Annotated in this window: 12 protein-coding genes; 2 read left to right on the forward strand and 10 right to left on the reverse strand. The window is 58.6% G+C overall.

Going from position 1 to position 12,823, the window contains the following annotated elements; all coding sequences use genetic code 11:
* The 8 genes from ACIOYV_RS18120 to ppsA all read right to left on the reverse strand — a co-directional run.
* The coding region (locus ACIOYV_RS18120; protein ID WP_401325711.1) for an OmpA family protein at positions 1-612 on the reverse strand (612 nt) is incomplete at its 3' end.
* A 107-nt stretch (positions 613-719) separates the two neighbouring features.
* Entirely contained in the window at positions 720-1,310 is a 591-nt protein-coding gene (sigX, locus tag ACIOYV_RS18125) for an RNA polymerase sigma factor SigX (protein ID WP_163909195.1), read from the reverse strand.
* 87 nt (positions 1,311-1,397) lie between these two features.
* Positions 1,398-2,222 carry a mechanosensitive ion channel family protein gene (locus tag ACIOYV_RS18130; RefSeq protein ID WP_054054005.1) on the reverse strand — a complete coding sequence of 275 codons (825 nt, stop codon included), beginning with the start codon at positions 2,220-2,222 and terminating at the stop codon, positions 1,398-1,400.
* Between the two features lie 2 nt (positions 2,223-2,224).
* Positions 2,225-2,473: a hypothetical protein gene (locus ACIOYV_RS18135; RefSeq protein WP_008146303.1), complete on the reverse strand. Its 249-nt coding sequence runs from the start codon at positions 2,471-2,473 to the stop codon at positions 2,225-2,227.
* Positions 2,474-2,536: 63 nt separating this feature from the next.
* On the reverse strand, positions 2,537-3,532 hold the full coding sequence (locus tag ACIOYV_RS18140) for a zinc transporter ZntB (protein ID WP_163909194.1): 996 nt from the start codon (positions 3,530-3,532) through the stop codon (positions 2,537-2,539).
* 39 nt (positions 3,533-3,571) lie between these two features.
* Positions 3,572-4,063, reverse strand: a complete 492-nt coding sequence (gene rraA / locus ACIOYV_RS18145) for a ribonuclease E activity regulator RraA (protein ID WP_163909193.1) — start codon at positions 4,061-4,063, stop codon at positions 3,572-3,574.
* Between the two features lie 121 nt (positions 4,064-4,184).
* Positions 4,185-5,174 (reverse strand): alpha/beta fold hydrolase, encoded by a 990-nt coding sequence (locus ACIOYV_RS18150; protein WP_054053999.1) that lies wholly within the window; start codon positions 5,172-5,174, stop codon positions 4,185-4,187.
* A gap of 163 nt (positions 5,175-5,337) precedes the next feature.
* Positions 5,338-7,713, reverse strand: a complete 2,376-nt coding sequence (ppsA, locus tag ACIOYV_RS18155) for a phosphoenolpyruvate synthase (RefSeq protein WP_054053998.1) — start codon at positions 7,711-7,713, stop codon at positions 5,338-5,340.
* A 175-nt stretch (positions 7,714-7,888) separates the two neighbouring features.
* On the opposite strand from ppsA, the gene ACIOYV_RS18160 reads away from it, so the two are divergent.
* Positions 7,889-8,707 carry a pyruvate, water dikinase regulatory protein gene (locus tag ACIOYV_RS18160; RefSeq protein ID WP_054053996.1) on the forward strand — a complete coding sequence of 273 codons (819 nt, stop codon included), beginning with the start codon at positions 7,889-7,891 and terminating at the stop codon, positions 8,705-8,707.
* A gap of 105 nt (positions 8,708-8,812) precedes the next feature.
* Here the strand turns inward: ACIOYV_RS18160 and ACIOYV_RS18165 are convergent, their stop codons facing one another.
* On the reverse strand, positions 8,813-10,222 hold the full coding sequence (locus ACIOYV_RS18165; protein WP_401325720.1) for a PLP-dependent aminotransferase family protein: 1,410 nt from the start codon (positions 10,220-10,222) through the stop codon (positions 8,813-8,815).
* Between the two features lie 140 nt (positions 10,223-10,362).
* On the opposite strand from ACIOYV_RS18165, the gene ACIOYV_RS18170 reads away from it, so the two are divergent.
* A complete protein-coding gene (locus tag ACIOYV_RS18170; protein WP_401325965.1) occupies positions 10,363-11,250 on the forward strand; it encodes a DMT family transporter in 888 nt (295 codons plus the stop codon).
* Between the two features lie 87 nt (positions 11,251-11,337).
* Here the strand turns inward: ACIOYV_RS18170 and prpD are convergent, their stop codons facing one another.
* Positions 11,338-12,822 carry a 2-methylcitrate dehydratase gene (gene prpD / locus ACIOYV_RS18175; RefSeq protein ID WP_401325722.1) on the reverse strand — a complete coding sequence of 495 codons (1,485 nt, stop codon included), beginning with the start codon at positions 12,820-12,822 and terminating at the stop codon, positions 11,338-11,340.
* Position 12,823: the final 1 nt, after the last annotated feature.

Genomic DNA, 12,823 nt, shown 5'->3' on the forward strand with positions numbered 1-12,823 from the left:
GAAGTCGCAAACGCCATCGTTGTCGCTGTCGGAGCAGACTTCAGCTGCTGCTGGAACTGGAGCAGCAGCAGCCTTGGAGCCGCCACCGAAGATCACACCGATACCGACGCTTGGAGCCCACTCGGTGTCGCCCTGGTCGATGTTGTACTGAGCTTCAACGCCGGCACGGGCGTAGAAGTTCTCGGTGAAGTACAGCTTGGCACCGCCGCCAACGTTGGCGAAGGTGGAGCGGTTACGACCGGATTCGTTCTGACCGATGCTCTGATCGGAGAAACCAGCCGAAACGTACGGACGCAGCATGTCGCCCGGGTTGTTGAAGTGGTACAGAGCGTCCAGAGCGGTGTTGGCGCCCTTGATGTTACGGCCGTTGTCTGCACGTACGTTGTGCACTTCGTCGTAGCCCAGACGCAGTTCAACGTCGTCGGTCAGGAAGTAACCAACCGAACCACCGAACAGGTTGCCGTTGTTCTTGAAGTTACGAGCGCTGTCGAATTGTTCTTTCTTAGCGAAGCCTTCGATTTCAACTGCGCCTTGGCCTTGTGCCAGAGCGCCGAACGAAGTGGCAGCAATAAGAGAACCAATGGCAAAGCCCAAGGTGTTTTTCAGTTTCATCCGTTAAATCCCCATCTGGTGATTGTGAAGCAGTCCCGCAAACCGGGGGACAACTCGGCGGCAAGTCTATCAGAACTTGCCTACACGTAAGAGATATTTGCTCTGAACTAAGTTTCAGCAACGCCTGCAAATTTCTCACGCAATTTGTCTAGAGCACGTTTGTAACGCATTTTTGTTGCACTCAAACCCATGTGCATGATGTCTGCGATCTCCTGAAACTCCAGCTCTGCGACAAATCGTAGCACCAGAATTTCACGGTCAATCGGGTTCACATACACCAACCAGCGATCAAGTCCACCCTTATCCTCGGGTTTCGGCGTCTTTTCTTCTGACGCTTCCTCGAGGGGGTCCAGACTCAAAGCGTCCATCAAGCGACGCTTTCGCCGTTCTTTTCGATACTGCGTGATGCACTCGTTGTACGTGATGCTGTAGAGCCATGTCTTGAACTTCGATTTCCCCTCGAAGTTCTTCAACCCGTACAACACCTTCAACATCACTTCCTGACAGACATCGTCTGCGTCGCGATCGTTCCCAAGATATCGCGCACAAACGTTAAATAATGTTCGTTGGTAACGCCGCATCAGTTCTTCATAGGCGCGTGTTACGTGAAACAGCTCGGTATGCGAGCGCGCGACCAACTCCTCATCAGAGAGCTCGCGGGGGTCGTAGCGCGTGGAGAGCGATTGAGCTTTATTCAAAACAAGTCGGGCCGACAGTCAGGTCAATGTCCGCCGCAGTCCCTTCAGGGCAGTTTGCGGCGGCATACATTAGCAGGGTTTGCCGGATTAGCGGCTACTCACATGCTGCTCCAGGAGGATCCGATTGGAGAGAGAGACTAGCTCACCCTCGTCGGTCAGCAATGTGGTTTTAACCGTGCCGATCTCTTCGATCTGACCTTCGACCTCGCCAACACGCACTTGTTGCCCAACCTGATACAACTCACGCACATAGATTCCCGCAAGAATCTGACCGGCAATTTCCCGGCTTCCCAACCCCATGGCCAGCGCAACTGCCAGACCAACGGTAATCAATACGATCACAATCACATGGTTAAGCAGGTCAGTTTTGACCTCCAACTGGCTGATCGCGACCGACAAACTGATAATAATCACCAAGCCTTGGGCTATCCGCCCCAGGCCAGAGGCGTAATCCAGCCCTACGCCTTCTGCCGCCCCGCGCACCAGCCCATTGGCCAATTGCGCCAGCAACACACCTACCAACAACACCAGCGCGGCGCCAAATACTTTCGGCAAATACAGCGCAAGCATATCAAGCGTAGCTGAAACTCTTTCAAGTCCAAGGGATTCTGCTGCCGACACGAGAAAAATCAGCAAAACAAACCAGTAGACGATCTTGCCGATCAAGGTCGAGATAGGCACCTGAAGGCCGGCACGGGACAACAATTTGGTCAGGCCGGTGCCGCCCATCAGGCGATCAAGGCCCAATTTGGCGAGCAGCTTGGACAACAAGGTGTCCAGAAGCTTGGCTACGACAAATCCCAGGAGTAGGACAACCAACGCACCGAAGAGGTTCGGAATAAAATTCGCAACCTTGGTCCACAACGCAGTCATTGCAGTGACGAGGCTCTGAGTCCAGAGATCAAGTTCCATATTCAATCAGCCTTATCAGCAGTGCGAACGGTAGGTTTACGGTGACGGGAAACCGGCGCGACGTGGGCCGATCCATTGTTCAACGCGATCATCAGCGCGGGCAGCCAACGGCCCAGCAGGCTGAACAGATCGCCAGCGCCGACCTGGCGGTTAGCGGTTTTCAGGACACGGCCAAGGCACGCATCGTCGTCCCGGGTGGACGGAGATGCCTTGAGCATGTCACGCAAAGACTGTTCAAACGGATCGTGCATACGCACCTCTCGTAATGTCAGTGAAAGACGCGATCAAATTTGCCCGGGTCACATGGCTCATCATCACACCCAGCGCAAACGTCGGAATAACCACCACTGCCCGAGGGCCACCGACACCATCATCATGCAGGCGATCAGGAAGCCATACGGGCTCGCCGAGAACGGAATGCCGCCGACATTAATGCCCAGCAGACCGGTCAGAAAACTCATCGGCAAAAAGATCCCGGTGATGATCCCGAAGCGGTACATCGTGCGGTTCATGCGCACGCTCAAACGCCGGTCTTCGGCCTCAAGGACCAGCCCCACCCGCTCCCGGGTCAATTCCAGCTCCTCAAGATAACGGGTCAGGCTGTTGTTCAATTCGTTCCAGTAATCGCCATCATCTTCGACAAACCAAGGCAGTTTTATCCGCGTCAGTTGTCCGAAAATATCTCGCTGCGGAGCCAGGAAACGTTTCAGCCCGGCCGCCCTGCGACGGATCTGCAAAATGGAGCCATGCTCGGGCGTATACCGTTCGTCGGCATCCAGTTTTTCTTCTTCCTCATCGACCACTTCCGAGAGGCAAGTAACCAGATCCTGCACCTTGTTGGTGAGGTACTGAGCCATATAAAGGATGAGTTCGGAGGCGGTTTTCGGCCCTTTGCCTTCGGCGAGCTGCACCAGCAACTCATCGGTGGCGCGCAACGGACGCAAACGCAGGGAAATCACCCGCGGGGCCGAAGCGAAGATACGCACGGAAACCATGTCCTCTGGCTCGGCGCCAGGGTTCAGGTTTACCCCACGCAAAAATAGCAGCAGTTCGCTGTCGGAAAGCTGTAAAAGCCGCGGACGGGTGTTTTCTTCGAGCAGCAAATCGCAGCTGAACTCACTCAGACCGCTGGATTTACGCAGCCAGGTCTGGGTTTGCGGGTGACTGCGATCCCAATGCAGCCACAGACTTTCATGGTCCTGCAGCTGCAAGTCATCGAGATCAGTCCGGGCTATCGAACGCGCACCGCCTTTACCGTCCAGCACCAGGGCATGCACAAGCCCCCACTGCGCGTTTTCTTCCTCGAACATCCTCACCCCATGGCTACTGCGAAAATTTGCATCGACGCTTTATTCAGGCATCGTCAGCGGGCTTGGCGAGATGATCACGCCATTGTTGTCCGCATAAATGTAATGGCCTGGATGGAACGTCACGCCGGCGAAGGTCACCGGAACGTTAATGTCGCCAAGCCCGCGCCTGTCGGACTTTCTCGGGTGGCTCGCGAGGGCCTGCACGCCCAGATCGGTCTGCGCGAGGATATCCACGTCGCGGATGCACCCGTAGATCACCAGCCCTGCCCAACCGTTTTTCGAGGCTTTCTCGGCCAGCATGTCACCCAGCAACGCATGACGCAGGGAACCGCCGCCGTCGACCACCAGCACCTTGCCGTCACCCTGGAGTTCAACTTGCTCTTTAACCCGCGAGTTGTCTTCGAAACACTTGATGGTCACGATTTCGCCGCCGAAGGAATCACGGCCGCCGAAATTGCTGAACATCGGCTCCAGCACCTGCACCAGCTCCGGGTAGGCGTCGCACAGGTCAGGCGTAACGTAATGGTTCATCGAGAAACTCCTGTAAAGAGGAAGACAATCGAGGATGTCGCAAAGTGACCAGAAAAGCTCAATGCGTCATATCTTAGCCGCAAGCCGACGGGAGCGAAATGCCCTTGTTAGAGCAGCGCGCTCAGACGGCTGTGGCCAAATCCGGCTTTTCCCCCAGCAACGGCGTCTGTTGATCGACCAGCCAGCGCGCCACCAACGGCCAGACTTCGACCTGAGCGGCTTTGCTCACCAGCATTTCAACATGACCGAAATTGTCAGCGAAACCCTGCTCGCGCCCCAGGTTGATGAACTGCTTGTGCTCCGAGCCGAGTTGATCGAACAACTTGCGACAGGCCCACGCCGGATCCTGATGGTCACCCGCCGCGCTCACCGCCAGCACGGGCAGTTGAACCTCGGCCAAACCGGCCCACCAGTCCTTGTCCGCATCGCCAAAGCGCCCGAACAGGCCATACCAGCGCATGCTTTCCAGGGCCAGGCCAATCGGCTCGTCCTCTGGGCCGCGCTTGAGCCGTGAACCGGACAACTGGGCAAAACGCTTGAGAATGAAGCGACCGCTCCACTCCACCGGCGGAATCTTCAGCGGCCAGTAGGTGCGGCTGACCTGCGTACCGAAAAATGCCGCCGACGCCACCACTGGCTCACCGATGTACTGACCGCCCAACGCGGCCGCCAAGGTAATACCGCCCAGCGAATGACCGATCCAGTGCGGGACCTGGCCACTTTGCTCGCGCACGAACGCACCGATGGCCGGCAAATCGTAACGGGCGTAGTCGGAGACACGGTTCTTGCGATAGTTCTGGTTGCGCTGGGACAGACCGTGACCGCGCATTTCCGGGATCCACACATCGAAGCCCAGGCGCGTCAGGTAGGCGCCCAACCCCAGGCCCTTTGGGGAAAACCAGAACCGGCGATTGGAAAAACTGCCGTGCAGCAAAATCACCGGAACGCCACGGGCATCCGAGCCGTCCGCCATACCCAGGCGCGTTACCGCCAGCTCGACGGTGCCGTCGGGGCTGTTTCCGGGTTTCAATCGATACACGTCTTCGCTCAGATCGCCGCGCCGCTCGGCGCTGATCAGGGCGACAGGAAATAGGTTGCTGCTGCTTTGCATAATGCTCTTGCACAAAAAAGGGCGGCGTCCAGAGGAGCCCGCCCTACTTGAATCTCAAAAAACGGCTACCCCCTGTAGGAGCACAGCTTGCTGGCGATGGCGATTTTGAAGACGCCATCGCGGGCAAGCCTTGCTCCTACAGTGAGCGGTCGTTCTCACACCATCAGACCGCTGCCTGACCTTCAGCCAGGAAGAACCAGGTTTCCAGTACGGAATCGGGGTTCAGCGAAACGCTTTCAATGCCCTGCTCCATCAGCCATTTGGCCAGGTCCGGGTGATCCGAAGGACCCTGACCGCAGATGCCGATGTACTTGCCCGCCTTGTTGCAAGCCTGGATGGCATTGGCCAGCAGCTTCTTGACCGCCGGATTACGCTCGTCGAACAGGTGAGCGATGATCCCGGAGTCACGGTCCAGGCCCAGGGTCAACTGGGTCAGGTCGTTGGAGCCGATGGAGAAGCCGTCGAAGAACTCGAGGAACTCTTCAGCCAGGATCGCATTGGACGGCAGTTCGCACATCATGATGATGCGCAGACCGTTCTCGCCACGAGCCAGGCCATTTTCGGCCAGCAGGTCGATAACCTGGCTGGCTTCGCCCAGGGTACGGACGAACGGCACCATGATCTCAACGTTGGTCAGGCCCATCTCGTTACGCACACGCTTGAGGGCGCGGCATTCGAGTTCGAAGCAATCGCGGAACGATTCGCTGATGTAACGCGAAGCACCACGAAAGCCCAGCATCGGGTTTTCTTCTTCCGGCTCGTAGAGCTTGCCGCCGATCAGGTTCGCGTATTCGTTGGACTTGAAGTCCGACAGACGCACGATGACTTTTTTCGGGGTGAACGCTGCAGCCAGGGTGCTGATGCCTTCGACCAGTTTGTCGACGTAGAAGCCGACCGGATCGTCGTAACCGGCGATGCGCTTGTCGACGCTGTCCTTGATGTCCTGCGGCAGACCGTCGTAGTTCAACAGCGCTTTGGGGTGGACACCGATCATGCGGTTGATGATGAATTCCAGGCGGGCCAGGCCCACACCGGCGTTCGGCAGTTGCGCGAAGTCGAAGGCGCGGTCCGGGTTGCCGACGTTCATCATGATCTTGAACGGCAGATCAGGCATGGCGTCCACGGAGTTCTTCTTGATGTCGAAGCCCAGTTCGCCTTCGAAGATGTAACCGGTGTCGCCTTCAGCGCAGGAAACGGTCACGCCCTGGCCGTCTTTCAACAGCTGGGTGGCGTTGCCGCAACCGACCACGGCCGGGATGCCCAGCTCGCGAGCGATGATCGCCGCGTGGCAGGTACGGCCGCCACGGTTGGTGACGATGGCGCTGGCGCGCTTCATGACCGGTTCCCAGTCCGGGTCAGTCATGTCGGACACCAGTACGTCGCCTGGCTGGACTTTGTCCATCTCGGACACGTCCTTGATGATGCGGACCTTGCCGGCGCCGATGCGCTGGCCGATGGCGCGACCTTCAACCAGCACGGTGCCGGTTTCTTTCAGCAGGTAGCGTTCCATGACGTTGGCCTGGGTGCGGCTCTTCACGGTTTCAGGACGGGCCTGCACGATGTAGAGCTTGCCGTCGTCGCCGTCTTTGGCCCATTCGATGTCCATCGGGCACTTGTAGTGCTTCTCGATGATCATCGCTTGCTTGGCCAGCTCGCTGACTTCGGCGTCGGTCAGGCAGAAACGTGCGCGATCGGCCTTGTCCACGTCGATGGTCTTGACCGACTTGCCGGCCGTGGCCACTTCGCCGTAGATCATCTTGATGGCTTTGCTGCCCAGGTTACGGCGCAGGATCGCCGGCCGACCGGCTTCAAGCGTTTGTTTGTGGACGTAGAATTCGTCCGGGTTCACCGCGCCTTGTACGACGGTCTCGCCGAGGCCGTAAGCGCCGGTGATGAACACCACGTCACGGAAGCCCGATTCGGTATCGAGGGTGAACATCACGCCGGCAGTGCCGGTTTCGGAGCGGACCATGCGCTGCACACCGGCCGACAGAGCCACCAACTTGTGGTCGAAGCCCTGGTGGACGCGGTAGGAAATGGCGCGGTCGTTGAACAGTGAAGCGAACACCTCTTTGGCGGCGCGAATGACGTTTTCGACACCACGGATGTTCAGGAAGGTTTCCTGCTGACCGGCGAAGGAAGCGTCCGGCAAGTCTTCGGCGGTAGCGGAAGAGCGCACGGCCACGGCCATGTCAGGGTTGCCGGCCGACAGCGTGGCGAACGCGGTGCGGATCTCGGCGTTGAGCTTCTCAGGGAATTCGGCTTCCATGATCCACTTGCGGATCTGGGCGCCGGTCTTGGCCAGGGCGTTGACGTCGTCGACGTCCAGGGCGTCGAGGGCCGCATGGATCTGATCGTTCAGGCCGCTCAGTTCCAGAAAATCACGATAAGCCTGAGCTGTCGTGGCGAAGCCACCGGGCACCGATACACCGGCACCTGCAAGGTTACTGATCATCTCGCCCAGGGATGCGTTCTTGCCCCCTACGTGCTCTACATCATGGACGCCGAGCTTATCGAGGGAAACTACGTACTCTACCAAGGTGATCTCTCCACTAACTGTGTTGGAAAAGCTCAGAAGCCGGCGGCTCGGGGGAGCCTTTGCCGACTGTATGGCCTGGACCTGGAAAATAAGTGAGAATGCGGGCCAACTGGCGGCCTACAAATCGCGTCTATCATATCCAGAAATCTTCACTAGCTTAAGGCCCAAGGTGCAAATGAAACGATCTGCTTTCTTCATCTCCGATGGCACGGGTATTACCGCCGAGACCCTCGGGCAAAGCCTGTTGGCGCAGTTCGAAAACATTACCTTCAGCAAATTCACGCGGCCCTACATCGACAACGTCGATAAAGCGCGGGCCATGGTACAACAAATCAACAAGGCCGCCGAAACCGACGGCTTCCGGCCGATCATCTTCGACACCATCGTCAATCAGGACATTCGTGAGATCCTCGCTACGTCCAATGGTTTCATGATCGACATTTTCTCGACCTTCCTGGCACCGCTTGAACAGGAACTGACCGAGCATTCTTCCTACACCGTCGGCAAGTCCCACTCCATCGGCACCAACTCCAATTACATGGAGCGGATCGAGGCGGTGAACTTCGCCCTGGACAACGACGACGGTGCCCGCACGCATTATTACGACAAGGCCGACCTGATCCTAGTGGGCGTGTCGCGGTGTGGTAAGACGCCGACGTGCCTGTACATGGCCATGCAATTCGGCATCCGCGCCGCCAACTATCCGCTGACCGAAGACGACATGGAGCGCCTGACCCTGCCGGCCGCCCTGCGCGCCCACCAGCACAAGCTGTTCGGCCTGACCATCGACCCGGACCGCCTCACCGCGATCCGCAACGAGCGCAAGCCTAACAGCCGCTATTCGAGCTACGCCCAGTGCGAATTCGAAGTGCGTGAGGTGGAGAATCTGTTTCGCCGGGAGAACATTGCGCACATCAACTCCACGCATTTTTCCGTGGAAGAGATTTCGGCGAAGATTCTGGTGGAGAAAGGGGTTGAGCGGCGGTTCAAGTAGATCGTTGTTGCCTGACACAACGCCTTCGCGAGCAAGCCCGCTCCCACATTGGATATGCGGCGTGCACAAATCCCCTGTGGGAGCGGGCTTGCTCGCGAAGAACGATCACACGGTCTCTGCCAATGCCCCCACCAGCGCTTCAAAGCCCTGCAATAACAACCGATCATCCCCCACCGAATTACACACACTCGCCCGAATAAACTGCGGCACCGCCCCATGCCCCACCGCAAACGCCTCGGCGGTCGCCACCCAATAATTTTTCTCCTTGAGCTCCGCCGCAATCTGCGAAGCGCGCCACGGCTCGGGTACTTCGATCCAGAAGTGTGGGCTATGGGGATGCGTCTTGTAGCCGACTTCTTCTAACACGGCGCTGACCAACCGCTTGCGGCGGCTGATTTCGGCGATCTGCTGCCCCAGCAACTGTTCGGCAATACCGTTTTCGATCCACGCAGTCGCCAGCGCCATGGAGAGCGGACTGGCCATCCAGCAAGTCCCGCGCACTGCCGCGCTCAAGCGTCCGATCAACGGTAGCGGCGCATGCAGATAACCCACGCGCAAACCCGCCGACACCGCTTTGCTCAGGCTGCCGATCAACACCGAGCGCTCCGGGGCAAAGTGGCTCAAGGGCAACGGACGCTGCTGCGCCAGCACGGCATGGGCTTCGTCTTCGATGATCAGCAGGTTGTGTTGACGACAGACCTCGGCGATTGCTTCACGACGTGGGACAGACATCACCGCCGCCGTAGGATTCTGGATCGTCGGCGTGCAGTACAACGCCGATACCCGATGCTGCTGGCAAACGTCCGATAGCGCATCGGGCAGCAATCCTTCGTCATCCATCCCGACGCCGATCAGTTTTATCCCGAGCATGCGTGCGACGCTGATCAAACCGGGGTAGGTCAAATGCTCGGTCACCAGCGTGTCGCCCGGTTTAAGCAGCGCCATCAAGACGCAAAGCAAGCCGTGCTGGCCGCCGTTGACGCAAATCACTTGCTCGGCGTTCGGCACAAATGTCTGGTGTCGCAGCCAATGGGCGCCCGCCGCACGGTGGCGCGGCAACCCACCATCGGCCGTGTAGCCGCTGAGCAACTGCAAGGTCTGCGGATCATTGGCCAAGGCTTGCAGACTTTGGCCGAGGAAGGCTGCTTCCTGCCCCGGAATCGGCTGATTCCGACTCATGTCGAAGAATGCCCGGGGCTCGTCGCTGACATTGCGAAAGCCAACGTCCCGCGTACGTTCCATCCCCCTCTGACGCACATAAGTGCCATCTCCTACACGGGCCACCACCAACCCGACCCGCTCCAGTTCGCCGTAAGCGCGGCTAATAGTCCCGATGGTCACGCCGAGGCTGTCTGCCAACAGTCGATGGGGCGGTAATTTGCTGCCGGGTTCGATCAAGCCTTCGCCGATACTTTTTTCCAGGGCCTCGGCCAGGCGTTTGTACTTCACGCCGCGCCCATTGGCCAAGCCTTCGCGCAGAATTGACACCGTGGCAATACTTACTTTGACAGTCATTTCCATCCCGAATAGCGTGCTGAAAACAGGTTCAATCAGGGATAGACCCTTTCCGTTATCAGGTCAATTCCGACGACGTATACAGGAGCTCGAACATGTCGATTGCCATCAGCACGCCGTCCATCACGGGAAAACCCTGGCTGGCTGGATTGATCACCAGCACCTTGTTCCTGATCGTTTGCCTGAGTTGGGGCACCACATGGCTGGGGATCAAGATCGCCGTCGAAAGCGTGCCGCCCCTGACCGCCGCCGGCCTGCGCTTTCTGATCGCCTTTCCGCTGTTCTTGAGCTTCGCCCTGCTGCGTCGCGAGCCGCTGCTGTTTCCACGGCAAAGTCGCTGGTTTTTCGTGTTCGTCACGCTGTCGTACTTCAGCCTGCCGTATTACTTGCTCAACTACGGCGAGATGCACGTCTCGTCTGGCCTGACCGCGTTGCTGTTCAGCTGCATGCCGGTGTTTATCCTGATTTTTTCTGCGGTGTTTTTGCGGGAGAAAATCTATCCCTCCCAGGTGATTGGCATCGCCATCGGATTTGGCAGTTTGTTCATGATTATCCGCGGCCAGGGCCTGCACCTGGACCACGCCGAGTTCTTCGGTGTACTGGCGATTCTGGCGGCGGCGCTGATGCATGCGCTGTGTTACGTGATCACCAAGAAACAAGGCAGTGCGATCAGCGTGATTACCTACAACACGTTGCCCATTGGCTTGGCGGGGTTGATGCTGTTTGTCGCGGGATTGAGTTTTGAGGCGCCGGTGTTCGATGAAATCAGCGTGCGGTCGTGGGGCGCCCTGCTCTACCTGGGGCTGGTGGCGTCGGTGGGCGGGTTTATCGTTTACTTTTTGCTGCTCAAACGGCTGAGCCCGATCATTTTGTCGTTCGTGTTTATTATTTTTCCGGTGTTTGCGGTGGTGATTGGGGCCTGGTACGAGGGAAAGAATCTGAGCCGGGAGTTGATGATTTACTCGGCGGTGTTGCTGGCGGGGTTTGCCATCACCAAATTGCCGGTCGAGAAATGGCTCAAGACCTGAACACGCCCCCTGTAGGAGCCAGGCTTGCCGGCGAAGGCGCCCTCACGTACGCCTTCGCCGGCAAGCCTGGCTCCTACAGGATCGGGGTCAGATCACGAACAGGTCGACAAACCGGTTAACCGGCGTCGCTTCCAACGCAGCCTGATCCTTACACAACGCAAAAATCTCGGCGCTGCGCTGACCGGTGAAGCGCGTCGCCAGGTTGGCCTTGAACTTGTCTTCCAGCAGCGGAATGCCATCGGCACGGCGACGGCGATGGCCGATCGGGTACTCGACCACTACGTTTTCGGTGCTGGAGCCATCCTTGAAAAACACCTGGATCGCGTTGGCGATAGAACGCTTGTCGGCTTCCAGATACTCGCGGGTGAAGCGCGGCTCCTCGACGATGACCATTTTCTCCCGCAGCACATCGATGATCGGATGCGCGGCGTGGAAGTCATCTTCGTATTGCTCGGCCACCAGATTGCCGAAGGCCAGCGGCACGGCGGTCATGTACTGAATGCAGTGGTCGCGGTCGGCGGCATTCGCCAAGGGTCCGACTTTGGAAATGATGCGGATCGCCGATTCGTGGGTGGTGATGACGATTTTGTCGATTTCGTGCAGGCGATTGCGGACCTGTGGATGCAGGGTCACGGCGGCTTCGCACGCGGTCTGCGCGTGGAACTCGGCGGGGAAGCTGATTTTGAACAGCACGTTTTCCATCACGTAGCTGCCGTACTGGCGAGAGAAGCTGAACGCGCGCTTGTCGTCGGGCTTGAGCGCCAGATCGTTATTGGTGTGGCTGAACAACACGTCGTAGAAGCCCCACTGCTTGGCGGTCAGGACGCCGGGGATGCCCATCTCGCCGCGCATGGCAATGTCCGCCAGACGCACGCCTCGGCTGGAAGCATCGCCGGCAGCCCAGGATTTGCGCGACCCGGCGTTCGGCGCATGACGATAAGTACGCAGCGCCTGGCCATCGGCAAAGGCATGGGACAGCGCCGACAGCAACTGCTCGCGATTGGCGCCCATGAGTTTGGCAGTGACGGCGGTCGAGGCGACTTTCACCAGCAGCACGTGATCGAGCCCTACACGGTTGAAGGAGTTTTCCAGCGCGATCACGCCCTGAATCTCGTGGGCCATGATCATCGCTTCGAGCACCGCACGGATCGTCAGCGGCGCATCGCCATTGGCCAGGTGTTTTTGCGACAGGTGATCCGCTACCGCGAGAATCCCGCCGAGGTTATCCGACGGATGGCCCCACTCGGCGGCGAGCCAGGTGTCGTTGTAATCGAGCCAGCGCACGATGCAGCCGATGTCCCACGCGGCTTTGACCGGGTCGAGACGAAAAGAGGTGCCGGGCACCCGGGCGCCGAACGGGACGACGGTGCCTTCGACAATCGGGCCCAGGTGTTTGGTGCATTCGGGAAAGCGCAGGGCCAGCAGGCCACAGCCGAGGGTGTCCATCAGGCAGTTGCGGGCGGTGTCGAGTGCTTCGGTGGACTCGATTTTGAAGTTGAGGACGTAGTCAGCGATGTCCTGCAGGACCGTGTCGTAGTCGGGGCGGTTGTTCAGGTCGACGTTGGCGCTCATG

Source organism: Pseudomonas sp. NPDC087342, assembly GCF_044744265.1.
Taxonomy (GTDB): domain Bacteria; phylum Pseudomonadota; class Gammaproteobacteria; order Pseudomonadales; family Pseudomonadaceae; genus Aquipseudomonas; species Aquipseudomonas nunensis.

Coding starts and splice junctions, on each gene's coding strand:
- rraA (WP_163909193.1), bottom strand. CDS start 4,063: ATGAACCATTACGTTACGCCTGACCTGTGCGACGCCTACCCGGAGCTG.
- ACIOYV_RS18165 (WP_401325720.1), bottom strand. CDS start 10,222: ATGACTGTCAAAGTAAGTATTGCCACGGTGTCAATTCTGCGCGAAGGC.
- ACIOYV_RS18135 (WP_008146303.1), bottom strand. CDS start 2,473: ATGCACGATCCGTTTGAACAGTCTTTGCGTGACATGCTCAAGGCATCT.
- ACIOYV_RS18150 (WP_054053999.1), bottom strand. CDS start 5,174: ATGCAAAGCAGCAGCAACCTATTTCCTGTCGCCCTGATCAGCGCCGAG.
- ACIOYV_RS18130 (WP_054054005.1), bottom strand. CDS start 2,222: ATGGAACTTGATCTCTGGACTCAGAGCCTCGTCACTGCAATGACTGCG.
- prpD (WP_401325722.1), bottom strand. CDS start 12,822: ATGAGCGCCAACGTCGACCTGAACAACCGCCCCGACTACGACACGGTC.
- ACIOYV_RS18160 (WP_054053996.1), top strand. CDS start 7,889: ATGAAACGATCTGCTTTCTTCATCTCCGATGGCACGGGTATTACCGCC.
- ACIOYV_RS18140 (WP_163909194.1), bottom strand. CDS start 3,532: ATGTTCGAGGAAGAAAACGCGCAGTGGGGGCTTGTGCATGCCCTGGTG.